The sequence below is a fragment of the Nocardia sp. NPDC127579 genome, from assembly GCF_042672005.1.
Taxonomy (GTDB): Bacteria; Actinomycetota; Actinomycetes; order Mycobacteriales; family Mycobacteriaceae; genus Nocardia.
Genome location: NZ_JBHXVZ010000002.1, coordinates 379,999 through 406,015 on the forward strand (window position 1 = coordinate 379,999; position 26,017 = coordinate 406,015).

Here is a 26,017-nt window from a genome sequence, read left to right on the forward strand (position 1 = left end):
CGCCGAGCCGTGACTCGATAGGGTGGACCCATGGCGAGGCTGACCAAGTTGCTGTCGCTGGTGCGCAGCACCGGCCCGGAGGATCGCAATCAGGCGCGCGTGCTGGACGCGGCGCTGCTGGCGTTCCTCGACTTCGGCATCAAACGCACCAGCATGGTCGAGGTGGCCCGGCGCTGCGGGCTCTCGCTCGCGACGCTGTACCGGCGCTTCGCCAGCAAGTCCGACCTGATCCAGGCCGTCGCGCTGCGGCAGACCCGCGAATTCATCGACGAGGTGGACGCGGTGCTGCAAGGACAGGTCGACCGCGACGCCAGCGCCGAAGACCAGATCGTCGAACTGTTCGCCGCCTTTCTCACCGGGCTGCGCGAGAACAAACTGGTGCACCGCTTGCTGGCCACCGAACCGGAATTCGTGCTGCCGTTCCTCACCACGCAGGGCGCGCCCATCATCGAACTGGGGCGCGACTACCTCGCCGAATTCGTCACCCGCTTGCAGGCGGAAGGCAAACTGCCGGAATACGATCCAGAACCGCTGGCCGAAATGATCGCGCGCACGGCCGTTTCGCTCGCGCTCACACCGCAGACGGTGATTCCCCTCGGCGACGACGCCGCTATCCGGCAGTTCGCCCGCGACCACGTGGTGGTGTCGTTCCGGGTGCCGCACTAGACCAGGCGCAACCCCAGCCGGCGGCGGAGGCGGAAGTCCGCCATATAGGCGTTGACCGGGAACATGCGGACCGGCGCGGGCATGTGCCCGGATACGGCGCCGAGCGTGCGCAGCAAGGCCGCGAGCACCTGATCGTCGAAAGCGCTCCAGCGCATGCCCATCTGGGCGCGCAGGTGCGGTGGCAACATGCCGGCCACGACCCAGCGGTGCAGTGGCGCGAAGGGCAGGCGCAGTGGTAGCGGCAACATCTTCAGGTCGATCAGATCGTCGAAATAGGCCCGGACCGGCGGGTCGATCCGGGTGCGCGCCAGATTCTCGGCCCAGTACGCGTCGAAGGCGGCGCGGTCGGCGGGCCACAGCTCCGGGCGCATCTGCAAGGTGGTGCCGAGGCGGGCGGCGAAATAGTAGAAGGCGTCCGCGTCCGAGTCGTCCATCGGGCCGTGCAGGCGCTCGTACATGTCGCGCGCGCCCCAATACAGGCAGGCCGCCACCCACAATTGCAGTTTCGGGTCGAAGGCGTTGTACCTCACCGGACTCGACGCCGTGGAGCGCACCGCGCGATGTGACCGATTCACCGCCGCCCGATAGGCCGCGCGCTCGTCGTCGTCACCGAGCATGGCCACCGACAGGTAGGTGACGGTGGTGCGCAACCGTTTGATCGGGTGCAGCGTGACCTTGCCGCTGTCCACGGTGCTCTCCAGCACGCCGTAGCCGACAGGTGGTTCGGCGAGCTGCATGATGACATTGGCGGCGGCACCGAAGAAGGCGGTCGCGCCGTCCAGATAGCGGGCGATGTCGAAATCTTCGGCGGGCTTCGAATTCCGCGCTGCGCGAAGCGGACTGGTCATGATCGACCCCGTTCTCGTCGTTGAGAAGGTTGTCCATTAACTTTCTCATTGCCTCGAAATGGTGTCAACGGTCACACTGTGGCGTGCAGTAGCGTGGGCGCGTGTCCTATGGCCCGCCGCTGCTGCTTCGCTCGCTGAACCCGCTCGCCGTCGCCGCCGGGGCGGATATCCCCGACGCCGTCACGATCGACGGCGTCACGCTCTCGCGCAGCGATCTGCTGGGTGCGGCCACCTCTGTGGCCGAGCGGATCGCCCGTGCGGAACGGGTCGCGGTGCTGGCCCGGCCGACCGTGACCACGGTGCTCGCGGTCCTCGGCTGCCTGCTCGCGGGCGTGACCGTGGTGCCGGTGCCGCCGGACTCCGGCAGCGCCGAACTCGCCCACATCCTGCGGGATTCCGGCGCGCAGGCCTGGCTGGGTGCGGCCCCGGACGGCACCGACCTGCCGGTGGTGCCGGTACGGGTGCACGCCCGGTCCTGGCACACCTATCCCGAACCCGACCCGGCCACAACGGCTTTCATCCTCTACACCTCCGGCACCACCGGTCCGCCGAAAGGTGTGGTGCTGTCGCGCGGTGCGATCGCGGCCGGGCTGGACGCGCTCGCCGACGCCTGGTCCTGGACGCCGGGTGATGTTCTCGTGCACGGACTTCCGCTGTTCCACGTGCACGGCCTGATCCTGGGCGTACTCGGCCCCCTGCGGGTGGGCAGCCCGCTCGTGCATACCGGCAAACCCACGCCGCAGGCGTACGCGGCGGCGCGTGGCACGCTCTACTTCGGGGTGCCCACCGTGTGGTCGCGGATCACCGAAGACCCCGACGCCGCAAAGCGATTGGCGCACGCGCGGCTGCTGGTCTCGGGCAGCGCGCCGCTGCCCGTACCGGTCTTCGAACGGCTACGTGAACTCACCGGCCACGCGCCGGTCGAGCGCTACGGCATGAGCGAAACCATGATCACCCTGTCCACTCGCGCCGATGGTGAACGCCGACCCGGCTGGGTCGGCACTCCGGTTGCCGGGGTGCGCACGCGCCTGCGCGACGAAGTGGGCGCGGACGTGCCGCACGACGGTGAAAGCATCGGCGGCCTCCAGGTTTCGGGCCCCATGCTGTTCGACGGCTACCTCGACCGCCCGGACGCCACCGCCGCGAGCTGGACCGACGACGGCTGGTTCCGCACCGGTGACGTCGCCGTCATCGACCCCGCCGGTTGGCACCGCATCGTCGGCCGCGAATCCGTCGACCTGATCAAGTCCGGCGGCTACCGCGTCGGCGCGGGCGAGATCGAAACCGCCCTGCTCGGCCACCCGGCGGTCGCCGAGGCCGCCGTCGTCGGCCTCCCGGACGCCGACCTGGGCCAGCGCATCGTCGCCTACGTCGTGCTGCGCGAAACCCCGGCCGAACCCGTCGAGGAGCGACTCATCGCCCATGTGGCCGACCAACTCTCGGTCCACAAACGCCCCCGCGAAATCCGCGTCGTGGACGCACTGCCGCGCAACGCCATGGGCAAGGTCCAGAAGAAGCTGCTGCACTGACCGAAGCTTGACCTCGAGCCGACTCGAGGTTCTACGGTCGGTTCATGTCCGAGACTTTGACGCCCGCGCACATCGAGTACCTCAACAGTCAGTTCCTGGGACGGTTGGCGACGGTGCGGTCGGATGGATCACCGCAGAACAATCCGGTCGGGGTGTTCTACAATGCCGAGCTGGGGACGATCGATATCGGCGGGTATCGGATGGGCAGCACGCGCAAGTTCCGAAATCTGGCCGACAACGAGCGGGTGGCGCTGGTGGTGGACGATCTGGTGTCCACCGATCCGTTCACGCCCAGGTGCCTCGAGATTCGCGGGACGGCGGTCGCGTTGCGTGATGTCGAGCCGCCGCAGGCGGGTTTCTCGCGCGAGATCATTCGGATCCGGCCCGAGCGGGTCATCGCCTACAACATCGACTGAAACGCGAAACGCCCACCGGTGGCGGGCGTTTCGCAGGTTCGGGTCAGTCGTTGGCGTGCAGTGCGGCGTTGAGCTCGATGCCGGTGCCGGTACGGGACACGACCTCGACGGCGCCGGTCTGCGAATTGCGGCGGAACAGCAGGTTGTCGCGGCCGGACAGCGACGCGGCCTTGACCACGGTGCCGTCGGGCGTGGTGACCTTGGTGCCCGCGGTGAGGTAGAGACCGGCCTCGAGGACGCAGTCGTCGCCGAGCGGGATACCGAGGCCGGAGTTGGCGCCCAGCAGCGAACGCTCACCGATCGAGATGATCGTGGTGCCGCCGCCGGACAGGGTGCCCATGGTGGACGCGCCGCCACCGATATCGGAGCCCGCGCCCACGACGACACCGGCCGAGATCCGGCCCTCGACCATGGAGTTGCCGAGGGTGCCCGCGTTGAAGTTCACGAAGCCCTCGTGCATGACGGTGGTGCCCGACGCCAGGTGCGCGCCCAGGCGGACCCGGTCGGCGTCGCCGATGCGCACACCGGAGGGCACCACGTAGTCGACCATGCGCGGGAACTTATCGATGCTGTAGACGGTGACCGGGCCGCGGGCCCGCAGTTTGGCGCGCACCGCCTCGAAACCGTCCACGGCGGCGGGACCGTGATTGGTCCACACCACATTGCTGAGCAGGCCGAACTGTCCGTCCAGGCTCACCTCGTGCGGCTTGACCAGCCGATGCGAGAGCAGGTGCAGGCGCAGGTACACATCGTGCGCGTCGACCGGCGCGGCGGACAGATCCGCGATGGTGGTGCGCACCGCGATCACCTCGACACCGCGGGCGTCGTCGAGACCGAGCAGCGCCGCGTACTCCGCGGGCGCCGCCTCCAGGCGCTTGGTGCCGGTCTCGGCGAACTCGCCGAGCTCCGGGTTCGGGTACCAGGTGTCCAGGACGGTCCCGTCCGCGGTCACATTGGCGATACCGACTGCTGCTGCTCCCTGAATGCTCACGTCGCAAGAGGTTACCCACTCGGGCCGGGCGGTGGTGCGGCTACCTCGCGGCGGTCTAGCCAAATTTGGCTACTCGAGCTACGGTTGAATCATTAGCCAAATTTGGTTAGACAGGAGATCGGAATGTCCGCTGTAACGCCCTATGTGATGGTCGACGACGCCACCCGCTTCCGCGCCTTCCTCGAACAGGTCTTCCACGCCGAGGTGCCCGTTCGGGTGCCACTGCACACCGACCCGGCCCGCACGATCCACGCCGAGGCACGCATCGGCGACGGCTCGCTGTTCTTCGCCGACTCCGGGCCCGACGGCGGTCGGTGCCTGCGCTCGCCTGCCGAACCCGTGCACGTCCAGCTGTGGACCGTGGTGCCCGAACCCGAGGCCGCGCATCGGCGGGCCCTCGCCGCCGGCGCGCACTCGGCGGCACCGGTCACCGTGCAGGACGACGGCAGCCGGATGGGTGGCTTCGTCGACCCGTTCGGCACACTGTGGTGGGTCTGCGCACCCGCCTGACATCCGACCGGGAGGTACCACGTGACGGCGGTTCGACTGCTCGTGCTCGGCGCGATCCGGCGCCACGGCCGCGTACACGGCTATCAGGTGCGCGCCGACCTGGAGTCCTGGGGGGCGCACGAATGGGCCCGAGCCACTTCGGGATCGGTCTATCACGCGCTGAAGTCGCTGACCAAGGACGCGCTGCTGCGGGTGCACGAGACCACACCGAGCGAAGCGGGCGGACCGCCGCGCATGGAATACGAACTCACTCCGGAAGGGGATCGGGCCTACCTGCAACTGCTGCGCTCGGCGCTGGCCCGGCGTGATCCACGCCTGGACCTGCTCGCCGCCGCCGTCGGGTTCATCGACGATCTGCCCCGCGCCGACGCCGTCGCGCTCCTGCGGGACCGGGCCCGGGAATTACGCGACTGGCGCGCCGCGATCACCGCGGACATGCCGCCCGATACCGACCTCGACACCTGGGGGCCGGTCGGTGAGGTGCTCGGACTGTGGCTCGACACCGCCGACAGCCGTGCCGCGTGGACCGAACGCCTGATCAGCCGGCTCGAGCGTGGCGCGTTCACGATGGCCGACGATTGAACGAGGTGCGGCCCGTCCCGGTGGTCGAGTCGTAGGCTGGGCGGGTGAAACTCGACCTGTCTGCCGACCCCATCGCGCTCACCGCCGCCCTCGTCGATATCCCCAGCGTGTCGCTGGACGAGCAGGAGATCGCCGATCAGGTGGAGGCGGCGCTGCGGGAGCAGACCTCGGGGTTCGAGGTGCTGCGGCACGGGAATGTGGTGCTGGCCCGGACGAATCGGGACCTGCCGACCCGCGTGATCCTGGCCGGGCATCTGGATACCGTGCCGATCGCCGACAATGTGCCGAGCCGGTTCGGCGTGGACGCGGCAGGTGAGCCGGTGCTGCACGGCTGCGGCACCGTCGACATGAAATCCGGTGACGCGGTGTTCCTGCACCTGGCCGCCACCATCGCCGACCCGGTGCACGATCTGACGCTGATCTTCTACGACGGCGAGGAAATCGCCGCGAAACACAACGGCCTCGGCCACATCGAACGCGACCTGCCGGACTGGCTCGCCGGCGACCTCGCGATTCTCGGCGAGCCATCCGGCGGCTGGATCGAGGCCGGATGCCAGGGCACCCTGCGGGCCCGGCTGCGCACGGCAGGCGTGCGGGCGCATTCGGCCCGATCCTGGAAGGGCGACAACGCGATTCACCGGCTGGCCCCGATCCTCGGGCGGCTGGCCGAGTACCGCGCCCGCGAGGTCGACATCGACGGCTGCGTCTATCGGGAGGGACTGTCGGCGGTGCGGGTATCCGGCGGGGTCGCGGGCAATGTCATCCCCGATGCCGCCGAGGTCGACGTGAATTTCCGGTTCGCGCCGGACCGGTCCGTCGACCAGGCCGTCGCGCACGTGCGGGAGGTCTTCGAGGGGCTCGAGCTGGATTTCGAACTCACCGACTCCGCCCCGGGCGCACTGCCCGGCCTCACCGCCCCCGCCGCCAAGAGCCTGATCGATTCGGTGAACAGCCATGGCGGCGGCGGTATTCGGGCCAAATACGGCTGGACCGATGTCTCCCGGTTCGCCGCGCGCGGCATCCCCGCCGTGAACTTCGGCCCCGGTGATCCCAACCTGGCGCACAAACGCGACGAGCACTGCCCGACCGCCCAGATCACCGCCGTCACCGCGATGTTGCGCAGCTACCTCACCGGGGCCTGATCCGTTCCGGGCGTTCGGGACAGACAGCGAGGGTGCGGGTATGTCGCCCGCAGGTAGCGTGGGGCGCATGTCCAGCGACGCCGCCGAACCCGAGGTTGCCCGTCCAGCGGGAACCGACACCCCCGCCCGCCCGCCCGTGCTCGGCACGCCGGTTGCGAGCGCGCCGGTCACCAGCGGCGCGGTGCCGGGGCTACCGAGATCGACGCCGAAGATGCGCGGCCCGGTCATGTTTCGGCGCGACCGCAAACCCGGCCTGCGCACCGCCGACCAGAACCTGCTCGACGATCACGGCCCCAGCGACTGGGTGCACACCGATCCGTGGCGCGTGCTGCGGATCCAGTCCGAATTCGTGGAGGGCTTCGGCGCGCTGGCCGAGGTGCCGCCCGCGGTGGCCGTCTTCGGGTCCGCGCGCACGCCGGTCGACCATCCCGAATACCAGGCGGGCCGGGCGATCGGGGCCGCGCTGGCCGACGCTGGCTACGCGGTGATCACCGGCGGCGGCCCGGGCGCGATGGAGGCCGTGAACCGGGGCGCCTCCGAAGCCGGCGGGTACTCGATCGGCCTCGGCATCGAGCTGCCCTTCGAGCAGAGCCTCAACGAGTGGGTCGATCTGGGGATCAACTTCCGATACTTCTTCGCCCGCAAGACCATGTTCGTGAAGTACTCGCAGGCATTCGTCTGCCTCCCAGGCGGATTCGGCACCCTGGACGAACTCTTCGAGGCGCTCACCCTGGTGCAGACCCGCAAGATCACCCGTTTCCCGATCATCCTGTTCGGCACCAGATACTGGTCGGGACTGATGGATTGGCTGCGGGATTCGCTCTGCGGCTCCGGCAAGATCGCGCCCGCCGATCTGGCCCTGCTGCACGTCACCGACAGCGTCGAGGACGTGGTGTCGATCATTACCGGCAATGCCGCGTCGGGGGCCGCCCCCGACGCGATCGGAACGGAGGACCTGTGGTGAGCGCTCCCTACTCGGTGTGTGTGTACTGCTCGGCGAGCACCGCCGACACCGCATATCTGGCGCTCGCCGCTCAGGTCGGCACCGAGATCGCCCGCCGCGGCTGGCAGTTGGTGTCCGGCGGCGGCAACGTGTCCATGATGGGCGCGGTCGCCACGGCGGCCCGGGCCGGTGGCGCGCAGACCGTCGGCGTCATCCCGAAGCACCTGGTGCACAAGGAGGTCGCCGATACCGACGCCGACGAACTGGTGGTCACCGACACCATGCGGCAGCGCAAGCAGATCATGGAGGACCGCGCCGACGCCTTCCTCACCCTGCCCGGCGGGATCGGAACGCTCGAGGAGTTCTTCGAGACCTGGACCGGCGGCTATCTGGGCCAGCACGAGAAACCGGTGGTGCTGCTGGACACCGACGGCTTCTATCGCGGCCTGTTCGACTGGATCGACGAGCTGTATCAGCGCAAGTTCGTGCCGCAACCGGCGCTGGACCGGATCACCGTGGCCACCACGCTGGACGACGCGTTCGCCGCGCTGGCGCCCTAGCGGCGGTCCGTACCGTCGATCTCGGGCCGGTATCGCGCTCGGTACAGTCAAGGTCATGTTCAGCCCCGCCGTGCCGCCGCTTCCCACGCTGTGCGGCAGGCCGGTGCGGGTGGACAGCGCCCTGGTGATGGCGATCGTGAACCGCACCCCCGATTCGTTCTACGACCGGGGCGCCACCTTCAGCGATGCGGCGGCCATGGACGCGGTCGCGCGGGCGGTGGCCGAGGGCGCCGACCTGGTCGATATCGGCGGCGTGAAAGCCGGGCCGGGCACGGTGGTGGACGCCGCCGAGGAGGCCGAGCGGGTGGTCCCCTTCGTCGCGGCGATCCGGGGCAAGTATCCGCAGCTATTGATCAGCATCGATACCTGGCGGTCCGAGGTGGCGCGCGCGGCGGTGGCCGAGGGCGCGGACCTGATCAACGACACCTGGGCGGGCGCCGATCCGGACCTGGTGCGCGTGGCGGCCGAGACCGGGGCCGGGATCGTGTGCAGCCACACCGGGGGCGCGGTGCCGCGGACCCGGCCGCATCGCGTTCGCTACGCGAATGTGGTCGAAGAGGTGACCGCGACCGTGGTGGCGGCCGCCGACCGGGCGGCCGCCGCGGGGGTGCGGCGGGATTCGATCCTGATCGATCCGACCCACGATTTCGGCAAGAACACCTATCACGGGCTCGAGTTGTTGCGGGCAGTCGACGTTCTCGTAAAAACCGGATGGCCAGTCTTGATGGCGCTGAGCAATAAGGATTTCATCGGGGAGACTCTAGGAGTCGGGCTATCCGAGCGATTGGAGGGCACATTGGCAGCAACCGCATGGTCCGCGGCGGCGGGCGCCCGCGTCTTCCGGGTGCACGAGGTCGCCGCGACCCGCCGCGTCGTCGACATGATCGCCGCGATCCAGGGGCTGCGGCCCCCCGCGCACACCCTGCGAGGTCTGGTATGACGATCAACACCTGGGACAACCCCGGCTGGCCGGTCGAGGAACTGGTCGCCGCCAAGGCCGGGCGCACCGTCTCGGTCGTGCTGCCCGCGCTGAACGAGGAAGCCACCGTCGCCGCCGTGGTGGCCAGCATCCGGCCGCTGCTCGGCACGCTGGTAGACGAACTGATCGTGCTGGATTCCGGTTCCACCGACGCCACCGCCGCCCGTGCCCGCGCCGCCGGCGCGGAGGTGATCACCCGCGAACAGGCTGTGCCCGAACTGGATCCGGCGCCCGGCAAGGGCGAGGTGCTGTGGCGCTCGCTGGCCGTGGCCGGCGGCGATCTGATCGCCTTCGTCGACTCCGACCTGATCGACCCCGACCCGGCCTTCGTTCCGAAGCTCCTGGGTCCCTTGCTCACCGTCGATGATCTGCAACTGGTGAAGGCCTACTACCGCCGCCCGCTACGCCAGGGCGCCGAGGTCGAGGCACACGGCGGCGGCCGTGTCACCGAGCTCGTCGCCCGTCCGCTGCTGGCCGCGCTGCGCCCGGAGCTGTCGCAGGTACTGCAACCGCTCGGCGGCGAATACGCGGGCAGCCGGGAACTGCTCACCTCGGTACCGTTCGCACCCGGCTACGGCGTCGAAATCGGTTTGCTGCTCGACACTTACGACCGGCTCGGTCTCGAAGCCATCGGTCAGGTCAACCTCGGCGTGCGTACCCACCGCAATCGCCCGCTGGCCGACCTCGGCGTCATGTCGCGCCAAATCCTCGGAACGGTGCTGGGCCGCAGCGGCGTTCAGGACTCCGGCGCCGCGCTCACCCAATTCCCCATGATCGGTGACGCTTTCACCGCGCACAGCACCGAGGTCTCGCTCACCGACCGTCCCCCGATGAACACCCTGCGCCCCAGCCGCGTCGCCGCCTGAATCTCAGCACCTGGTGCGCGGCATCATGGTGGCGACCGCCGGTGGGCCCGGGTGCGGGCGACTCAGCGCCGGGTGCGCGGAGCCATGACGCGCGAGTCGGAAGGATCGTGCCGGTAGACCGGCGTGAGCAGATCGGCGTCCACCGGCTCGCCGGTGGCGCGGTCGTAGCGCACCGCGATCAGCACCGAGAACAAATGGTTCGCGGCCCGCTCGTGCAGCGTCGCCAGGCGGGTGGCCAGCAGTCGGATCGCGCCCAGCGAGCCGGGCGGGTGCAGGCCGTCGATGATCAGGCAGGTGCCGCGGCCGTCGGGGCGGGGCAGGCGGGCCAGATAGGCGATGTCGTGCGGTTCGGGGCCGCCGGGCCGATAGACCCGGCGGGCGGCGCGGTCCTCGATGCCCCGGCGGGCATCCCCGGCGCGGGCGACGGCGCGGCGCAGGCGGGGATCGGCGGCGATGAGCTGGCGCAGGCTGGGGGAGAGTTCGGGCCCGCCGACGATGATCAGCCCCTCGCGATTCAGATCGATCGGGCGGCCGGGCAGGAAGTGCTCGATGGTCGCGCCGAAGCCGAGCTCGTGCAGGAGTTCGGCCAAGCGGGCGGCCGCGGTGGCATCGGGCGCACCCAGCACCCGGCCCGCGCGCACCTCGGGCGCGATCACGGTGATCGGCCCGTGCCCGAAGAACAACCCCTCCGGCGCCGGGCCCTGGGTGCTCACCTGGTGGATGCGGGCGCGGGAAAGTCCGGCGGCCGCACCGATTCTGGCGAAGGTCCAGCCCTCGGCATGTAGTTCCCGGATCACCGCTCTGCGGATGCGGGTGAGTTCGTTGATGGTCTGCTGGGCTGCCGCTACCCCGTCGGTCGCCGCTTTGAGCCGCTCGACCTTGTCTTCGATAGCGAAGACCCGTGCCACGTCATCGGCCGACATGTGCGAAGTCTAGACAGCTGGACAGCGTCAGGTGTCTAGTTCGCTTGACGTGGGTGACCTTGAAACGACTAGGTGGCGTCGCTGTCGATCGGTGGAGTCTCGTTGCGATCCAGCGGTTTCTGCAGCTTCGGCATGGGATAGTCCGGCATTTTCGTGCTGTCCTTCAGCTCGCCGACCGCGCCGTCGATTTCCTTCAGCACCGAATCGTCACCGCCCAGCAGATGTTTGGTGACCACGGCGCGCGGTGTCATCCCGCGCAGCTCGTTCAGCTCGGCCAGCGGCTTGCGCAGATCATCGAACTCCGGACCGAGTTCCTGCTTGAGCTGAGTGGTCGCGCCACTGGCGTAGTCGCGCACCTGACGCAGGCTGCGCGTGGTCCAGCGAACCGCGCCGGGCAGACGCTCCGGGCCGAGGATCACGAGGGCGGCGACGAGCAAGATCACCATCTCACTCCAGCCGATATTGCTGAACACGGGACCAGGCTACCGCAGCACACCGCCCCGCGAATCCGGCCGGAGGACCCGGCCCGACGCACGGGGCAGTGCGAGTGTGCGCAGGCCAGCCCGCTAGTCGGAGACCAGCGTCACCGGCAGGTCGACCTGCCGGCCGTCGCGAATGAGCTGCACGGTGACGGTGGAGCCGATCGGGTTGCGCTGCTCGGCCACGGTGAACTCCTCGGAGCTGGTGACCTCGCGGTCGCCGACCCGCACGATGACGTCCCCCTCGACGATCCCGGCGCGCGCGGCGGGACCGTCCGGTTTCACATCCGCCACCTGGGCGCCGCTCATGACCTCGTTGGCGACTGACTTCGACCGGGTGCTGAGCCCCATCGTGGCGTGATGCATCTGGCCCTCGCGAATCAGCGTCTGCGCCACCGTGGTCACCATGTCGGCCGGAATGGCGAAGCCGAGACCGACCGAACCGCCGGACTCGCTGCGGATGGCGGTATTGATGCCGACCAGCCGGCCCTGCATGTCCACCAGCGCGCCACCGGAGTTACCCGGGTTGATCGAGGCGTCGGTCTGCACGGCGTCGATCACGGCGTTGGTGTCGCTGCCCTCGCCGGCCAGCTTCACCGGCCGGTGCAGCGCGCTGACGATGCCGGAGGTGACCGTCTTGCTCAGGCCCAGCGGCGAACCCACGGCCAGCACGTCGTCGCCGACCTGCACGTCCGCGGACTTGCCGATCGCCGCCACTGTGAGGTTCTTCACATCGACACGCAGCACCGCGAGATCGGTCTTCTGATCCCGACCGACCAGCTGCGCGGGCACCCGGGTGCCATCGGAGAACGTCACCTGGATGACCGCGCGATCGCTCTTGTCCTGCGCGGCCATCGAGATCACGTGATTGTTGGTGACGATGAAACCGCCGCCGTCGACCACCACGCCGGAACCGGTGGCGCCGTTGTCGCCGACCGTGACGCGGATCGAAACCACCGACGGCAGCACGGCATTGGCGACCTTGGAGATCTGACCGTGCGGCTGCTCGGGCGCGTCGTCCTGCTCCAGCGTGACACCGCGCGCGGTCAGGCTCTGGGTGGTCTCGGCCGTGAACCGGCCGATCAGGCCGCCGACCAGGCCGATGCCGAGCGCGATCGTGGCCAGCACCGCCAGCGCTTTGGGAGCGACCCGGGAACCGAACAGCACCTCGCGCGCGGCCAGCTTGCGCGAATCCGGCAGCTCCTCCGGTTCGGGCGTGTCGATCGCGGGCGCACCGAGCCGTGCGGGCGCGTTCGGATCACGCCACGGATCGGCCGGCCCGGCAACCGGCGGGGCCGCGTTTTCCGCATCGGGATCCCGTTGCAGCAGTTCATCGGAACCCTCGGGACGACCGAAAGCCTCGGCCAGCACCGAATCCGGTGGGCGATTCTGCAATTCGGGACCGAGCGGCGGCACCGAATTCCCGGCCGGGTTCGGCGAATACGCGGCGAAGGAACCGGCCTGGCCATCGGGCCGACGGAAGGTCGCTTCGGTCTGCGGATCGACGGGTGGGCGAGAAACCGGTCTGGGGCCGAGAACCGGCGCGTCTGACGGCCGCAAGGGGGCGGCTGCCGGCGAAGCCGACGGGCTGGGTGAACCCTGCTTCCCCCTGTAGGCCGCCGAATCGTTGTTGTCGGCCGATCCGGTGTGCTGCGATTCGGTGGTCACGCGTGAAACTCTACTTGCGCCACCACTGTGCCCACCGGGTCGCGGTGAACGAATCGGGCAGAAATCCGAAAACTGCCTCGGTACGGGAGTTTCCCGGTGTCGGATGTGTCGGCCGATCGGCCGGCGGGCCGCTGCTCGGCAATTCGCCGAGCGGTATCCGGCTCAGAGTGTCGTGCAGCCCGTGCGGAATTCGGATCGGGCCGGACTGGCGCAGCGCGATCCGCGCCTGCTGCTGCGCGTCGACTTCGGCCGCGCATTCGGGGCACTGGGCAAGATGCTGGGCGGCGCGCAAATAGGCGTTCATCCGCAATTCGCCGTCGACATAGGCGGCGACCGCCTCGCTCGCCAAATGCTCGGTAGGACGGAAACGCGGCCTAGCTTCGCCACTCATTCGGTGCTCACCCTTCCGACCCGCACTATCGATCCGCTGACCGTGAAACCGGTCGCCGAACCCGACAGTCGGTTCGGTGCCCGGCTCACCCAAGGCTGGTGGCGGCGGTGACCCGCTGCCCAGCTCCATTATGCGCAAGGTGATCGCGCAACGCCTGACGGCCGCGGTGGATTCGGCTGCGCACGGTGCCCAGCTTCACGCCCAGGGTCGCGCCGATCTCCTCGTAGGACAGACCCTCGATATCGCAGAGCACGACCGCCGCGCGGAATTCCGGCGCCAGCGCGTCGAGCGCCGTTTGCAGCTCCGGATCCAGGCGGGCGTCGTGATAGGCGTCCTCGGGTGTGGGGCCCTCGGCGGGCACCCGGTCGTAGTCCTCCGGCAGCGCCTCCATCCGGATGCGGTTGCGGCGGCGGACCATGTCCAGGAACAGGTTGGTGGTGATGCGATGCAGCCAGCCCTCGAAGGTGCCCGGCTGATAGTTGGACAGCGACCGGAACACCCGGATGAACGTCTCCTGGGTGAGATCCTCGGCGTCCTGCGCGTCACCGGAGAGGCGGTAGGCCAGCCGGTAGACGCGATCGGCGTGCTCGCGGACCAGTTCATCCCAGGAGGGCATGACCGAGCGGTCACCGGTGGCATCGAAGGCCGCGGTACCGGTCAGCTCCTCGTCGGGGAGCTCGACGGCGTCTACCTCGGCCGGCTCGGGCAGAATGCCCTGGTCGGGACCGGTGGTGGAGTGCCCCGACAGCGCCGCAAACGAACCCTTGACCATGTGGATGGGGCTACCTCCTACTCAGGACCGTAAACTCGTGGCAGCGAATACAACCGACAACCTGTATGTCGTTGTTCCCGTGTCCGGTGTGAACGGTCGACTGGTCTTGCGTTGCACCCACTCTTTCCTGTGCTTGTATGCCGGGGATATGGAGATCCTGAGGGTCAGCTGAGAAACTACGCCGGGTCAAAAACCGCGTCGTCACAGCGCCGATAACACGTTCTCCGCATTAGCCTCTTAGGCGTGGCATCGAATCTGGAGCAAAATCTCGCCTACGTGGAGGAATCCGTGGTGGAGGACGAGGTACTCGTCAGCGCGCGCGAGCGGGCCACCGAGCTCGGCGCCGCACCGGTGCCGCCGTCGGTGGGTGCGCTGCTGAGCATGTACTCCCAGCTGCTCGGCGCGCGAGCGGTGGTCGAGGTGGGCACCGGGGCGGGGATCAGCGGCCTGTGGCTGCTCGACGGCATGCGCGAGGACGGCACGCTCACCACGATCGATTCCGAGCCGGAGCATCAGCGTGCCGCCAAGGAGGCGTTCCGCACCGCCGACATTCCACCCGCCCGCACCCGGCTGATCAACGGCCGCGCCCTGGACGTGCTGCCACGGCTCGCCGACGGCGCCTACGATCTGGTCTTCATCGACGCGGCGCCCATGGAGCATCCGCAATACGTGGCCCAGGCGGTGCGGCTACTGCGCCAGGGCGGTGCCATCCTGCTGCACAACGCGCTGCTCGGCGGCCGGGTTCCCGATGCGGCACACCGTGATCCGGCCACGCTCGCGGTCCGCGCCGCCACCCGGGCCATCGCCGAGGACCCGGAATTGACCAGCGTGCTCATCCCGGTGGGCGACGGCCTGCTCTGCGCCTCCCGCGGCTGATTCCTTTTCGCCCCAGCGGGTATCCGGCAGGCACACGAAGTCGCAACGAGGTTTTCAACATGACGTGGCAGCGCGGTTCGGAATTCGTCGAGGGTGTGCATGTCGGGCACATCGCCACCGAGCGATCGGTGCCCTACTGGCTCATGGTGGTGCTGGCGGTGGTCGGTTTGATGGTCGCGGCGGCGGTGATTGTGCTTGTGTTGGTCAGTAATGCCGATTTCGACACCGGGCCGACCAAAGCACCACCGCCACCGGGCACCTGTGCGCCGTTCTGCACCGAACCCGCGCAGCCACCCCCACCCGGCTGACCCGCAGGACGCCCGGCCCGGTCTACGGAGGACCAGTGATGTGGGAGGGCTGGGACGAGGAGATGCAAGCGCGACGTCGCCGCCGCGACGACTACGACGACCCGGGCTACGACGACGACCGAGGTGGTGGTCGCACCGACTGGGCGGGCACCATCATCGTGTTCGCGCTGCTGCTGGTCGTGGCGGTCGTGCTGCTGGTGCTGGTCAGCACCGCCGATTTCGGTGACCGTGACCCGAGCACGGTCCCGCGCACGCCCGGATCCTGCGCGCCGTTCTGCCCGGTTCCGACGCCCTAGACCCAGACACCCTTGCCGACGGTGACGACGCCGCCGTTGCTGACGGCGAACCGGTCCCGATCGCGGTCGATGTCCACGCCGATGATCTCGCCCTCGCCGACGACCACGTTCTTGTCCAGGATCGCCCGGCGCACCACCGCGCCGCGCCCGATCCGCACACCCGGCATCAGCACACTGCCCTCGACGGTCGCGCCGTCGTCGACCATGACATTGGCGCTGAGCACCGAATTGCGCACGGTGGCGGCGGACAGGATGCTGCCCGCGCCGACGATCGACTCCTGCGCCAGCCCGCCCTGCGCGAACTTCGCCGGCGGCAGATTCTCGGCGGCCCCGCGGATCGGCCAGTGCCGGTTGTAGAGGTTGAACACCGGGTGCACCGATACCAGGTCCATATGCGCGTCGTAGAAGGCGTCGATGGTGCCGACATCGCGCCAGTAGCCGCGGTCGCGGTCCATGGCGCCGGGCACCTCGTTGTCGGCGAAGTCGTAGACCGCGGCCTCACCCGCGGCGACCAGCGTCGGAATGATGTCGCCGCCCATATCGTGGTCGGAATCGCCGTTCTCGGCGTCGGCCCGGATCGAATCCACCAGCACCTTGGTGGTGAACACGTAATTGCCCATGGAGGCGAAAGTGACATTGGGGTCGTCCGGGGTGCCCGGCGGATGCGCCGGTTTCTCCAGGAACTGGGTGATCCGTCCGGACTCGTCGGAATCGATGCAGCCGAACGCGCTCGCCTCGCTGCGCGGCACCCGGATGCCCGCGACGGTGACGCCCGCGCCCGAGCGGATGTGGTGCGAGACCATCTGCTCGGGATCCATTCGGTACACGTGGTCGGCGCCGAAGACCACGATGTAGTCGGGGTCCTCGTCCTGGATCAGGTTCAGCGACTGCATGATCGCATCGGCGCTGCCGGTGTACCAGCGCGGCCCCAGCCGCTGCTGTGCGGGTACCGGGGTGATGTATTCACCCGCGAATCCGGACAGCCGCCAGGTCTGGGAGATATGGCGGTCCAGCGAATGTGATTTGTACTGGGTGAGCACGCACAGCCGCAGATATCCGGCATTGACCAGATTGCTGAGCACGAAATCGATGAGCCGATACGCGCCGCCGAACGGCACGGCGGGTTTGGCACGGTCGGCGGTGAGGGGGAACAGTCGCTTGCCCTCGCCGCCGGCGAGCACGATTCCGAGTACGTGCGGCTGGCTCCTCACAGGTGCCAAACTACCGTGAAGTATCGGGGCAAGTGGCCCGAGCCGAGCCGAGCGTCTAGTTTCGTTCAGGTGAGTTTGGGCACGGATCCCGCACCGGATGCGGGCTATCCCGCGGCGGATCGGGACCGGCTTCGGGTCGCGATGCTGACCCGGGAATATCCGCCGGAGATCTACGGCGGCGCCGGTGTCCACGTCACCGAGCTCACCGCCCGGTTGCGGCGACTGTGCGATGTCACCGTGCACTGCATGGGTGTCTCGCGCACCGATGCCGTTGTGCACCAACCCGATCCGCTGTTGCGGCAGGCCAATCCGGCACTGGCGATGATGTCGGCGCAGCTGCGCATGGCCGACGCCGCCGGACAGGTCGACGTGGTCCACTCGCACACCTGGTACACCGGCCTGGCCGGTCATCTGGCCGCCACGCTGTACGGCATACCGCACGTGCTCACCGCGCACTCGCTGGAGCCGCGCCGCCCGTGGAAGGCCGAGCAGCTGGGCGGCGGCTACCGGCTCTCGTCCTGGTCGGAACGCAATGCCGTCGAGAACGCCGGTGCCATCATCGCAGTGAGCGATGGCATGCGCGGCGACGTGCTCGACGCCTACCCGGGCGTCGATCCCGATCGGGTGCACGTGGTGCGCAACGGCATCGACGCCCGGCTGTGGCATCCAGGACTGCCGGTGCCCGGCGCGCGGCCGATCCTGGCCGAATTGGGCGTGCGCTCGGACCGGCCGATCGTGGCCTTCGTCGGGCGGATCACCCGGCAGAAAGGTGTCGGCCATCTGCTGGCCGCCGCCCGGCACTTCGATCCCGAGATCCAGCTGGTGCTGTGCGCGGGCGCGCCGGACACGCGGGAACTCGAGCTGGAGACCGCGGCCGCCGTCGAGGAACTGCGGCGGCACCGCGACACCGTCTGCTGGGTCCGGGAGATGCTGCCCGCCGAGCAGATCAGGCAGATTCTCGCGGCGGCGGCCGTTTTCGTGTGCCCGTCGGTGTACGAGCCGCTTGGCATCGTGAACCTGGAGGCCATGGCGTGCGCGACCGCGGTCGTCGCCTCCGATGTCGGCGGCATTCCGGAGGTGGTCGCCGACGGGGTCACCGGACGGCTGGTGCACTACGACCCGCAGGCGCCCGAAGCCTACGAGCGGGGGCTGGCCGCAGCGGTCAACGAGATCGCCGGTGACGCGGCGCTGGCGGCCGGATATGGTGCCGCCGGGCGGGCGCGAGCCGTAGCGGAATTCGACTGGGCCCGGATCGCCGAGCAGACCGTCGCCGTCTACGACCTGGTCCGCAAGCTTTGATCACCTGCCGTAGGTTGTCACCGTGACCGAGGCGGTCACCGCGAGCCGTTCGGGCAATGCGCCCAGATCTCGTTCGGCGTCGTGGAACGCCGAGGGGCCCATGCCGATCACGTGGCCGATATCGGCGCGGGTGAGCTTCATCGAATAGTCGACCACGGTGCGGTCGCGCACCTCGAAATACCCGGCCATCGACTCGGCGAGCCGCCGGTCCTTGTCCGGGTCCACCGTCACCATGCCCAGCGGGCCGACCAGCTCGGCCAGGTGACGAGACGTCGGCGTGGCCACGACGAAGCGGCCGTCGGCGCGCAGCACCCGCGCCACCTCGGCCGGATTGCGCGGGGCGAACACCGACACCGCGCGGTGCGCGGTATCGTCGCGCAGCGGCAGGCCACGCCAGGCATCGGCCAGTACCGCCGCCGCGCGGGGATGAGCGCGCGCACAGCGCCGGGCAGCGGCCTTGGCCACATCCAGGGCGATACCGTGCGCCGCGGGCGCGGCGTCGAGCAGCCGGGCCAGGTAGTAGCCGGTGCCCGCGCCGATTTCCAGCACCACGCCATCCGGTGCGGTAGCCTCGGCGACCGCGTCGGCTATCGGCGCGAAATGACCGCCGCCCTGAAAGGCGGCACGGGCGTCCAGCATGGCCGGGGTATCGCCGGTCATCTTGGTGGAGGCGCCGGTTAGCAGACTGACATAGCCCTGCTTGGCCAGGTCGAAGCTGTGGCCCTGCCCGCAGCGCAGGGACCGATCGGACGGCTCCAGGCCGCGACCGCAATTCGGGCAGGCCAGGAGGGCTGCCAGTGCAGCGAGTACGCCGTTAGCTGGTGACACTCTTCAATTCGTCGCCGAGCGCCGCCGCCTCATCCGGCGTGAGTTCGACGACCAGCCGCCCGCCACCCTCGAGTGGAACCCGCATCACGATTCCACGCCCTTCTTTGGTTGCCTCGAGGGGACCGTCCCCGGTGCGGGGCTTCATGGCCGCCATCCTCTGCTCCCTCCAGATCTGCGCGGTATTCCTGCGCACTTTCTTGGAACTCCAGTTGTCACCAACCAGGTAGCCCGCCGGCATTTGGCGAGCTACACCGCACCTATTCTTCCCTATCGCCGTTGTGGACGGATACCTGAGTTCGAAATGTGACCCCCGGAGCACTGTCGGGCACGTCACGTTTCACCCAGCAATCGGTGAGATGGTCGTCGACCATTCCGGTCGCCTGCATCAGCGCGTAGGCGGTGGTCGGGCCGACGAAACGGAAGCCGCGGCGCTTCAATTCTTTTGCCAGAGCGACGGATTCGGGTGTGGTGGCGGGCACGTCGGCGAGCGTGCGCGGGCGGGGCCGCGGCGGCGGTGCAAAGGACCAGAGCAACTCGTCCAGGCCGATGTCGAGATCGCCGGCAACCCTGGCGTTGGCGATCACCGCGTCGATCTTGAGCCGGTTGCGCACAATGCCCGCGTCGGCGAGCAATCGGGTGGTGTCCGCATCGGTGAACTCGGCCACCCGGGCGATCTCGAAACCGGCGAAGGCGGCGCGGAAGGCGGGCCGCTTACGCAGGATGGTGATCCAGGACAGTCCCGACTGGAATGCCTCCAGGCACATCCGCTCGAACAGGGCGTCGTCGCCGTGTACCGGCTTGCCCCACTCCTGATCGTGGTAGTCGCGATACAGCTGCGAGCCCTCCGACCAGCCGCAGCGGATCAGCTCGTCGGTGGCGGTCACCGGGGGTCGCGGGGCTGGTCCGGGGACGCGGGCTGGTAGCCGTAGGCGCCGACTTCGGGAAACGGCACCGGCACCGGAGGCGTGGCGCCGGGCTGCGGGGACAGTTCGCCCGGTATCGGCTGCTGGCCCCGTGCACGCGCCAGCTCCGTCTGTAATTCATCGATCCGCGCGGCCAGCCGGGCCAGCGCCCAATCCACCTCACCGGCCTTGTATCCGCGCACCACCTGCTGGAACCGTAGCGCCCGCACATCGGTCCCGGTGATCCCCTCGGCGGGCAGCACCGTGGCGGTGGTGCCCTCCGGGAGCGGCCCGAGTTCCTCCCCGCGCCCGAACACCGCGCTCGCCAATAGGAACAGGACGGCGGCCACCAGGCCGACGATCAGCACGTAGAGAAGCAGGGTGAGCATGCAAATGAGATTAGCGGCGCGTCAGCGTCTCCGTGAGGGGTGGCGGTCGGGCGACGGGTGGGCGGTTATCGGGTGGGTGGGACAGCTGTCATAGCTCGCCCCGGCGGAAAACAGACCTCGCGCTCGGCCTACAGGTGGCGAGTGGTGTCGATGCCGAGCGACATGCCGGCCAGACCGCGTCGGCGGACCGCCAGTTTGTCGGCGACCTCGAGCAGCGCCTTGGCCGCGGGGCTCTCCGGATCGCGCAGCACGATGGGTGTGCCCTCGTCGCCGGCTTCGCGCAGCTCCTGCTCGATCGGGATCTGTCCGAGCAGGGGCACCTGTGCGCCGACCGCGCGGGTGAGATTGTCGGCAACAGTCTGACCGCCGCCGGAGCCGTAGAGCTCCATCCGGGAACCGTCGGGCAGGTCCATCCAGGACATGTTCTCCACGACGCCCGCGATCCGCTGCCGGGTCTGCAACGCGATCGAACCCGCGCGCTCGGCCACCTCCGCGGCCGCGGCCTGCGGCGTGGTGACGACCAGGATCTCCGCATTGGGGATCAGCTGGGCGATCGAGATGGCCACGTCACCGGTGCCCGGCGGCAGGTCGAGCAGCAGGATGTCCAGGTCGCCCCAGAAGACATCGGCCAGGAACTGCTGCAACGCGCGGTGCAGCATCGGCCCGCGCCACACCACGGGGGTGTTGCCCTGGGTGAACATGGCGATCGAGATGACCTTCACCTCGTGCGCGATCGGCGGCATGATCATGCGCTCGACCTGGGTCGGGCGCTGGTCGGTGCCGAGCATGCGGGGCACCGAGTGGCCGTAGATATCGGCGTCGAGCACGCCGACCGAGAGCCCGCGCGCGGCCATGGCCGCCGCGAGATTGACGGTGACGCTGGACTTGCCGACGCCGCCCTTACCGGAGGCGACCGCGTACACGCGGGTGAGCGAACCGGGCTGGGCGAAGGGGATGACCGGGTCGGCGGAGTCGCCGCGCAGCTGTTTGCGCAGGGCGGTGCGCTGCTCGTCGTCCATGACGTCGAGTTCGACCGTGACCGCGCCGACGCCGGGCACGTCCGCGACGGCTTTGCTCACCCGCTGGGTGATCTCGGTGCGCAGCGGGCAACCCGCGGTGGTCAGGTAGACCTCGATATGGACATTGCTGTCGGCATCGATCGCGATGCTCTTCACCATGCCCAGTTCGGTGATCGGCTTGCGGATCTCCGGGTCGTCGACCTTCGCGAGCGCACCCCGCACATCCGCTTCCGTAAACACTGGCATAACAGTGAATTTTAGGCGGCCTAGATTTTCGGCAGCTCCGCGGGCTTCGGCGCGATGCCCGTGTTGTAGGAGTTGGCCCAGGCCATGACATTGGCCACATAGGCCATGGAGTTGTTGTAGCGGAGGATGGCGCGGGTCTGCTGTCCCAGGTCGCGCATGTTCAGGCCGCCCGAGCACAGGTACTTGCCCGCGGTGAGCGCGGCGTCGTAGAGGTTCTGCGGATCGGCGATGCCGTCGTTGTTGCCGTCGGCGGCGTAGCGCTTCCAGGTCTCGGGGAGGAACTGCATCGGGCCGATGGCGCGGTCGTAGCCGCCGAGCCCGTCGAGTTCACCGCCGTCGCTGTCGTAGATGACGTTGTTGCCGTAGAGGCTGCCGTCGAGCACCGGCCCGTAGACGGGGCTGAGCGCGTTGCCCTCGGCGTCGGCCTTGCCGCCGAACGCGTGCGTCGATTCGACGCGCCCGATGCCGGCCAGCATGGACCAGCCCATATTGCAGGTCGGATTCTCCGTGTGCAGGATCTCCTCGGCGTTCTGGTAGGCCGCGATGGCCACGCCGGGGACGCCGCTCTGCGCGGGCAGTGTCGACTTCTCCCGGTTCTCGGGCAGCGCAACGGTTTTCACCACCGGCGGCGACTTGTGACCCTGCTTGGCCACGGCGTGCACCTGATCGGCTGGATCTTCGGCCGGTTTGGCGGTGAACGGGTTCAGCTCACCCTCGTTGAACTGCTGGATGGCTGCGATTTCCCCGGTGTCCAGATCGGAGGCGGCTCCGACTGCCATGAATCCGGCCGGAACCAAGCCGGTTAGTGCGAGTACGGAGCTGCGCCTGACGGTCGCAGGCGATTGCTTACGGTGACGCCCCACGTGCGGTGATCCTCCTGGCAGCGGCGAGCTGTTGTGGACCCCTTGAGGTTACCGCATTCGAGACCTTTTTGTTACTGCTTCGTGACCTGTGTTTATGTTTGGAATCAGGCCGGTGGCAACGGGATAACGATGTTGAACGGCAGCGTGATCGCGGGCGGCGGTACCGGCGCGGGCGCGTCCGCGGCGGGCGGTGCCTCCGGTTCCGGAGTGGTGGCGACCTCCGGCTGCGGCGGTTGCGCCGGCGGCTCCGGCGCGGCGGGCGCGGCCTGGATATCGGGATTCGCGGGCGCGCACACCGGCGGTTTCGGCGCGGTGTCGACGGGTTCGGCGGCGCCCGGCTCGGCGGCCTCGGGTGCGGCCGCGCCGTAGGTCTTCGGCGGGTTCGGGTTCACCGCTTCCTCGACCGGCCGTGCCATCGGCGCCGGAACCGCCTGCACCACACAGGGATCCGGAGGCGGCGGCGGACAGAAGATGCCGCACGGGATCGGCGGCAGGCCGGGCAGTTGGATCATCACCTCGGTCGGGCGGGGCGCGGGCGGCGCGGTGGGAGCCTCGGTGGGCTGCTGCTCGGTGCTCGACGGTGGCCGGTTGACGGCCATCATGTCGGGTGCGGGGCGCGGACTGCCGGGCGCGATCAGCCCGGGCGAGATCGGCACCTGGCTCGGCGATCCGCCGGTGCGGTAGGCCGTGGACCAGCTCAGCACATTGGCGGCGTAGGACATCGAGTTGTTGTAGCGCAGCACCGCGCGCAATTCCTGTTGTGGGTCGCGCAGATTCAGGCCGCCCGAGCACAGGTATTTGCCTGCGGCCAGCGCGGCGTCGAAGACATTGTGCGGATCGGAGACGCCGTCACCGTTGCCGTCGGCGGCGTAGTTGGTCCAGGTGCCGGGCAGGAACTGCATCGGGCCGAGTGCGCGCACGTAGCCGCCGTCGGCGGCCTTGATGATCTCGTTGCCCGGCAGGGTGCCGTCCAGGGCGGGCCCGAAGATCGGGGTGACGGTGGTGCCCGCGGCGTCGGTGCGGCCGCTGCTGGCGTGCCCTGATTCGATCCGGCCGATCCCGGCGAGCAGGTTCCAGGGCAGGCCGCAGCCCGGTGTCGAGGATTCCAGCGCCAGTTCGGCATTGCGGTACGCGGCGAGCACGATCTCGGGAATGCCCAGGGCGCCCCCGGTCGCGGGTAGGGAGATGTCGCGCAGTGGGACCAGACCCGGGTAGGACGCGTTGCCGTCGCCGGGCGGAGTCATTGCTGTCAGTTTGCGAGGAGTTTCCGGGGCCACCGGAAGCAGGCCAACCGTCCGGGACAGTTGTGCCGCAGCGTCGGTGGCCGCGGTGTTGCCCAAGCCCTTGGATGTGGCCAGTAGTGCTTCGGGCGCGGTGGGCGGAGCGGTATCGGTGGTGGTGTGAACAGTCGAGCCGGTGGCGACGAGACCCGCGGCGACCAGGGCCGACACGGTTATTGGGGCAGATCTGCGCATTCGGCCACACCAATCCTCTACGTCGGTGGGAGCGAGGCCGGGCCATCCCCTGCCCGCCCGCCCCTCGGGACAACGGTCTCAAGGTTACCCACCGGTCAGGTGATCCAGTGCACATTTCCGGTCAATCGTCAGCAACAGGCGTTGAAATCGGGCCCTGGGCCTGCTTTTTGCCGGATGATTTCTTGCGGCGTGTCTTACCCGGCGGTTCGGAATCGGCCGTTCCCGCGGCCGACTCGATCCGATCCAGCACCTCGCGCATCTCCTCGAGCTCGCGGCGCAGATAGTCGCGGGTGGCGACCTCGCCCACCGCGATCCGCAGCGCCGCCAGCTCCCGCGCCAGGAACTCGGTATCGGCCTTGGTCTGCGCGGCCCGAGTCCGGTCCTCCTCCAACGCGACTCGGTCCCGATTGTCCTGGCGGTTCTGGGCCAGCAGGATCAGCGGCGCGGCATAGGCGGCCTGAGTGGAGAACGCCAGGTTCAGCAGGATGAACGGATAGGGATCCCAGCGCAGCGCCACCACGAAGATATTCAGCACGATCCAGACGATGACCACGATCGTCTGCAACGCCAGATACCGTCCGGTGCCCAGGAATCGGGCGACCCGCTCGCTGCTGCGCGCCAAAGCCTCCGCGTCCCAGTCGAACCGGAACCGCGACTCCAGGGGGGTTTCCAAACGCTGCCGGGCCGAGATCTTCTCGGCGGGGCGCTTCTCAGTCATCGATGCGGACCTCCGCGTGCGGCTGCTCCTCGTCGCGCCAGTCCTCGGGCAGCAGATGATCGAGCACGTCGTCGACGCTGACCGCGCCGAGCAGATGATTCTCCGCGTCCACCACCGGACCGCACACCAGGTTGTAGGTGGCGAAATAGCGGGTGACCGCGGCCAGCGGCAGCTCCGGCCGCAGCGGGGACAGATCCGAGTCCACGATGCCGCCGACCAGGTGTGCCGGAGGTTCGCGCAATAACTGCTGGATGTGTACACAGCCCAGATAGCGGCCGGTCGGGGTGGCGGTCGGCGGACGCACCACGAACACCATCGAGGCCAGCGCGGGCGTCAGGTCCGGGTTGCGCACGCGGGCAAGGGCTTCGGCGACGGTGGTGGCCGGGGTCAGGACCACCGGCTTCGGGGTCATCAGACCGCCCGCGGTGTCGGGGGAGTGCTCGAGCAGCCGGCGGACCGGTTCGGATTCCTCCGGGTCCATCAGCGCGAGCAGCGATTCGCGTTCGCCGGTGGACAGTTCGCCCAGCAGGTCGGCGGCGTCGTCGGGGTCCATGGCCTCGAGCACGTCGGCGGCGCGGCCGACCTCGAGATGGCCGAGCAGGTCGACCTGGTCGTCGTCGGGTAGCTCCTGCACCACATCGGCGAGGCGCTCGTCGTCGAGTGCCTCGGCGACCTCGATGCGGCGCTTCTCGGGTAGCTCGCGCAGCAGATGCGCGACGTCGGGGGCGCGCATGCCCTCGAACTGGGCCAGCAGCTGGGTGACGTCCTGCCCCGGGCGGCCCACCTCGTACGGCGTCAGCCCGCTGACCCGGGACCAGTCGACCACGTGCACGGTGCGGCGGCGGCCGATCCGGCGGTGCCCGCGCACCGCGATCCGCGCCACCAGCCAGTCACGGGTTCTGGACTGCTCGATGGCCAGGTCGACGACGAAGACGTCCACGTCGGCCAGGTCCGGCAGGTCGGGGTCGTCCACCCGGACCGCCGAGTCCACGATCTGGGCCAGGGCCAGCAGTTCGCCGGCCCGTTGCGCGAACCGGCGCAGGCTGACCGTGCCGGTATTGAGTGTCACCACGCCCGGTTCGACACCGGTCACCCGCAGCATCGGCACGAAAATGCGGCGGCGGGTGGGCAATTCGACGACCAGGCCGTGCACCCTGGGCTGTTGCCGGTCGTAGCGGATGGCCACGACCACGTCGCGGATCCGGCCGATAGACTCCCCGTCCGGTCCCAGCACCACCAGGCCGGAGAGCCTGGCGACGTACACCCTGGTTGCTGCCATGCTTGCCAGGCTAAGGGTTCGCGGCCCCGTCCCGTATCACGCC

The 26,017-nt window shown here is 69.1% G+C and carries 31 protein-coding genes; 14 read left to right on the forward strand and 17 right to left on the reverse strand.

Annotated elements, in window-relative coordinates; translation table 11 throughout:
- The first annotated feature begins 30 nt into the window (after window positions 1-30).
- Complete coding sequence (locus ACFVMC_RS09325) at window positions 31-666, forward strand: TetR/AcrR family transcriptional regulator (RefSeq protein WP_379208473.1); 636 nt, start codon at window positions 31-33, stop codon at window positions 664-666.
- Here the strand turns inward: ACFVMC_RS09325 and ACFVMC_RS09330 are convergent.
- Window positions 663-1,514 (reverse strand): oxygenase MpaB family protein, encoded by an 852-nt coding sequence (locus ACFVMC_RS09330; RefSeq protein ID WP_379208475.1) that lies wholly within the window; start codon window positions 1,512-1,514, stop codon window positions 663-665. The genes ACFVMC_RS09325 and ACFVMC_RS09330 overlap by 4 nt on opposite strands.
- 119 nt (window positions 1,515-1,633) lie before the next feature.
- Between ACFVMC_RS09330 and ACFVMC_RS09335 the strand changes: the two genes are divergently transcribed.
- Window positions 1,634-3,043 carry an acyl-CoA synthetase gene (locus ACFVMC_RS09335; RefSeq protein ID WP_379209481.1) on the forward strand — a complete coding sequence of 470 codons (1,410 nt, stop codon included), beginning with the start codon at window positions 1,634-1,636 and terminating at the stop codon, window positions 3,041-3,043.
- A 44-nt stretch (window positions 3,044-3,087) separates the two neighbouring features.
- Window positions 3,088-3,459, forward strand: coding sequence for a PPOX class F420-dependent oxidoreductase (locus ACFVMC_RS09340; protein WP_379208477.1), 372 nt, complete (start codon window positions 3,088-3,090; stop codon window positions 3,457-3,459).
- A gap of 43 nt (window positions 3,460-3,502) precedes the next feature.
- Here the strand turns inward: ACFVMC_RS09340 and dapD are convergent, their stop codons facing one another.
- The gene (gene dapD / locus ACFVMC_RS09345) at window positions 3,503-4,450 is read right to left on the reverse strand and encodes a 2,3,4,5-tetrahydropyridine-2,6-dicarboxylate N-succinyltransferase (RefSeq protein WP_379208479.1); all 948 of its coding nucleotides are present in this window, start codon (window positions 4,448-4,450) and stop codon (window positions 3,503-3,505) included.
- Between the two features lie 123 nt (window positions 4,451-4,573).
- On the opposite strand from dapD, the gene ACFVMC_RS09350 reads away from it, so the two are divergent.
- From ACFVMC_RS09350 to ACFVMC_RS09380, 7 genes are all read left to right on the forward strand, one after another.
- Window positions 4,574-4,960, forward strand: coding sequence for a VOC family protein (locus ACFVMC_RS09350; protein WP_379208481.1), 387 nt, complete (start codon window positions 4,574-4,576; stop codon window positions 4,958-4,960).
- A 21-nt stretch (window positions 4,961-4,981) separates the two neighbouring features.
- On the forward strand, window positions 4,982-5,542 hold the full coding sequence (locus tag ACFVMC_RS09355) for a PadR family transcriptional regulator (RefSeq protein WP_379208483.1): 561 nt from the start codon (window positions 4,982-4,984) through the stop codon (window positions 5,540-5,542).
- A 44-nt stretch (window positions 5,543-5,586) separates the two neighbouring features.
- On the forward strand, window positions 5,587-6,684 hold the full coding sequence (dapE, locus tag ACFVMC_RS09360) for a succinyl-diaminopimelate desuccinylase (RefSeq protein WP_379208485.1): 1,098 nt from the start codon (window positions 5,587-5,589) through the stop codon (window positions 6,682-6,684).
- Window positions 6,685-6,895: 211 nt separating this feature from the next.
- Window positions 6,896-7,648, forward strand: a complete 753-nt coding sequence (locus ACFVMC_RS09365) for a TIGR00730 family Rossman fold protein (protein WP_379209483.1) — start codon at window positions 6,896-6,898, stop codon at window positions 7,646-7,648.
- On the forward strand, window positions 7,642-8,187 hold the full coding sequence (locus ACFVMC_RS09370) for a TIGR00730 family Rossman fold protein (protein ID WP_379208487.1): 546 nt from the start codon (window positions 7,642-7,644) through the stop codon (window positions 8,185-8,187). The genes ACFVMC_RS09365 and ACFVMC_RS09370 overlap by 7 nt, the downstream gene beginning before the upstream one ends.
- A 55-nt stretch (window positions 8,188-8,242) precedes the next feature.
- Entirely contained in the window at window positions 8,243-9,127 is an 885-nt protein-coding gene (gene folP / locus ACFVMC_RS09375) for a dihydropteroate synthase (RefSeq protein WP_379208489.1), read from the forward strand.
- Window positions 9,124-10,032 carry a glucosyl-3-phosphoglycerate synthase gene (locus ACFVMC_RS09380; RefSeq protein WP_379208491.1) on the forward strand — a complete coding sequence of 303 codons (909 nt, stop codon included), beginning with the start codon at window positions 9,124-9,126 and terminating at the stop codon, window positions 10,030-10,032. Before folP ends, ACFVMC_RS09380 begins: the two co-directional genes overlap by 4 nt.
- A 62-nt stretch (window positions 10,033-10,094) precedes the next feature.
- Here ACFVMC_RS09380 and ACFVMC_RS09385 read toward each other — a convergent pair whose 3' ends face one another.
- The 5 genes from ACFVMC_RS09385 to sigE form a co-directional block, all read right to left on the reverse strand.
- The gene (locus tag ACFVMC_RS09385; RefSeq protein WP_379208492.1) at window positions 10,095-10,955 is read right to left on the reverse strand and encodes a hypothetical protein; all 861 of its coding nucleotides are present in this window, start codon (window positions 10,953-10,955) and stop codon (window positions 10,095-10,097) included.
- A gap of 68 nt (window positions 10,956-11,023) precedes the next feature.
- Complete coding sequence (tatB, locus tag ACFVMC_RS09390) at window positions 11,024-11,428, reverse strand: Sec-independent protein translocase protein TatB (protein ID WP_379208494.1); 405 nt, start codon at window positions 11,426-11,428, stop codon at window positions 11,024-11,026.
- A 93-nt stretch (window positions 11,429-11,521) separates the two neighbouring features.
- Complete coding sequence (locus ACFVMC_RS09395) at window positions 11,522-13,102, reverse strand: trypsin-like peptidase domain-containing protein (protein ID WP_379208496.1); 1,581 nt, start codon at window positions 13,100-13,102, stop codon at window positions 11,522-11,524.
- Window positions 13,103-13,112: 10 nt separating this feature from the next.
- Window positions 13,113-13,493 carry a zf-HC2 domain-containing protein gene (locus ACFVMC_RS09400; protein WP_379208498.1) on the reverse strand — a complete coding sequence of 127 codons (381 nt, stop codon included), beginning with the start codon at window positions 13,491-13,493 and terminating at the stop codon, window positions 13,113-13,115.
- Window positions 13,494-13,578: 85 nt separating this feature from the next.
- Entirely contained in the window at window positions 13,579-14,241 is a 663-nt protein-coding gene (gene sigE, locus ACFVMC_RS09405; protein ID WP_379209485.1) for an RNA polymerase sigma factor SigE, read from the reverse strand.
- Window positions 14,242-14,508: 267 nt separating this feature from the next.
- Between sigE and ACFVMC_RS09410 the strand changes: the two genes are divergently transcribed.
- Genes ACFVMC_RS09410 through ACFVMC_RS09420 form a run of 3 tightly spaced genes read left to right on the forward strand, consistent with a single transcriptional unit; the run spans window position 14,509 to window position 15,745 of the window.
- Complete coding sequence (locus ACFVMC_RS09410) at window positions 14,509-15,141, forward strand: O-methyltransferase (protein WP_379208500.1); 633 nt, start codon at window positions 14,509-14,511, stop codon at window positions 15,139-15,141.
- A 59-nt stretch (window positions 15,142-15,200) separates the two neighbouring features.
- Window positions 15,201-15,449, forward strand: a complete 249-nt coding sequence (locus ACFVMC_RS09415; RefSeq protein ID WP_379208502.1) for a hypothetical protein — start codon at window positions 15,201-15,203, stop codon at window positions 15,447-15,449.
- Window positions 15,450-15,484: 35 nt separating this feature from the next.
- The gene (locus tag ACFVMC_RS09420; RefSeq protein WP_379208504.1) at window positions 15,485-15,745 is read left to right on the forward strand and encodes a hypothetical protein; all 261 of its coding nucleotides are present in this window, start codon (window positions 15,485-15,487) and stop codon (window positions 15,743-15,745) included.
- Here the strand turns inward: ACFVMC_RS09420 and glgC are convergent.
- Window positions 15,742-16,956 (reverse strand): glucose-1-phosphate adenylyltransferase, encoded by a 1,215-nt coding sequence (glgC, locus tag ACFVMC_RS09425; RefSeq protein ID WP_379208506.1) that lies wholly within the window; start codon window positions 16,954-16,956, stop codon window positions 15,742-15,744. The genes ACFVMC_RS09420 and glgC overlap by 4 nt on opposite strands.
- A gap of 141 nt (window positions 16,957-17,097) precedes the next feature.
- On the opposite strand from glgC, the gene glgA reads away from it, so the two are divergent.
- A complete protein-coding gene (gene glgA / locus ACFVMC_RS09430; protein ID WP_379209487.1) occupies window positions 17,098-18,255 on the forward strand; it encodes a glycogen synthase in 1,158 nt (385 codons plus the stop codon).
- On the opposite strand, the gene ACFVMC_RS09435 is transcribed toward glgA, so the two are convergent.
- The 9 genes from ACFVMC_RS09435 to ACFVMC_RS09475 all read right to left on the reverse strand — a co-directional run bounded on the left by ACFVMC_RS09435 (window position 18,256) and on the right by ACFVMC_RS09475 (window position 25,974).
- Window positions 18,256-19,083: a putative RNA methyltransferase gene (locus tag ACFVMC_RS09435; RefSeq protein WP_379208508.1), complete on the reverse strand. Its 828-nt coding sequence runs from the start codon at window positions 19,081-19,083 to the stop codon at window positions 18,256-18,258.
- Window positions 19,070-19,237, reverse strand: a complete 168-nt coding sequence (locus tag ACFVMC_RS09440) for a DUF3117 domain-containing protein (RefSeq protein WP_011211259.1) — start codon at window positions 19,235-19,237, stop codon at window positions 19,070-19,072. Before ACFVMC_RS09440 ends, ACFVMC_RS09435 begins: the two co-directional genes overlap by 14 nt.
- Window positions 19,238-19,340: 103 nt before the next feature.
- Window positions 19,341-19,967, reverse strand: coding sequence for a DNA-3-methyladenine glycosylase I (locus ACFVMC_RS09445; RefSeq protein ID WP_379208510.1), 627 nt, complete (start codon window positions 19,965-19,967; stop codon window positions 19,341-19,343).
- On the reverse strand, window positions 19,964-20,374 hold the full coding sequence (locus ACFVMC_RS09450; protein ID WP_379208512.1) for a DivIVA domain-containing protein: 411 nt from the start codon (window positions 20,372-20,374) through the stop codon (window positions 19,964-19,966). Before ACFVMC_RS09450 ends, ACFVMC_RS09445 begins: the two co-directional genes overlap by 4 nt.
- Window positions 20,375-20,502: 128 nt before the next feature.
- A complete protein-coding gene (locus ACFVMC_RS09455) occupies window positions 20,503-21,639 on the reverse strand; it encodes an Mrp/NBP35 family ATP-binding protein (RefSeq protein ID WP_379208514.1) in 1,137 nt (378 codons plus the stop codon).
- Window positions 21,640-21,659: 20 nt separating this feature from the next.
- Window positions 21,660-22,502: a lytic transglycosylase domain-containing protein gene (locus ACFVMC_RS09460; RefSeq protein ID WP_379208516.1), complete on the reverse strand. Its 843-nt coding sequence runs from the start codon at window positions 22,500-22,502 to the stop codon at window positions 21,660-21,662.
- A gap of 104 nt (window positions 22,503-22,606) precedes the next feature.
- Complete coding sequence (locus tag ACFVMC_RS09465) at window positions 22,607-23,977, reverse strand: lytic transglycosylase domain-containing protein (protein ID WP_379208518.1); 1,371 nt, start codon at window positions 23,975-23,977, stop codon at window positions 22,607-22,609.
- 121 nt (window positions 23,978-24,098) lie between these two features.
- Window positions 24,099-24,695, reverse strand: coding sequence for a DUF1003 domain-containing protein (locus ACFVMC_RS09470; protein ID WP_379208520.1), 597 nt, complete (start codon window positions 24,693-24,695; stop codon window positions 24,099-24,101).
- Window positions 24,688-25,974 (reverse strand): magnesium transporter MgtE N-terminal domain-containing protein, encoded by a 1,287-nt coding sequence (locus ACFVMC_RS09475; protein ID WP_379208522.1) that lies wholly within the window; start codon window positions 25,972-25,974, stop codon window positions 24,688-24,690. Before ACFVMC_RS09475 ends, ACFVMC_RS09470 begins: the two co-directional genes overlap by 8 nt.
- Between the last annotated feature and the right edge of the window lie 43 nt (window positions 25,975-26,017).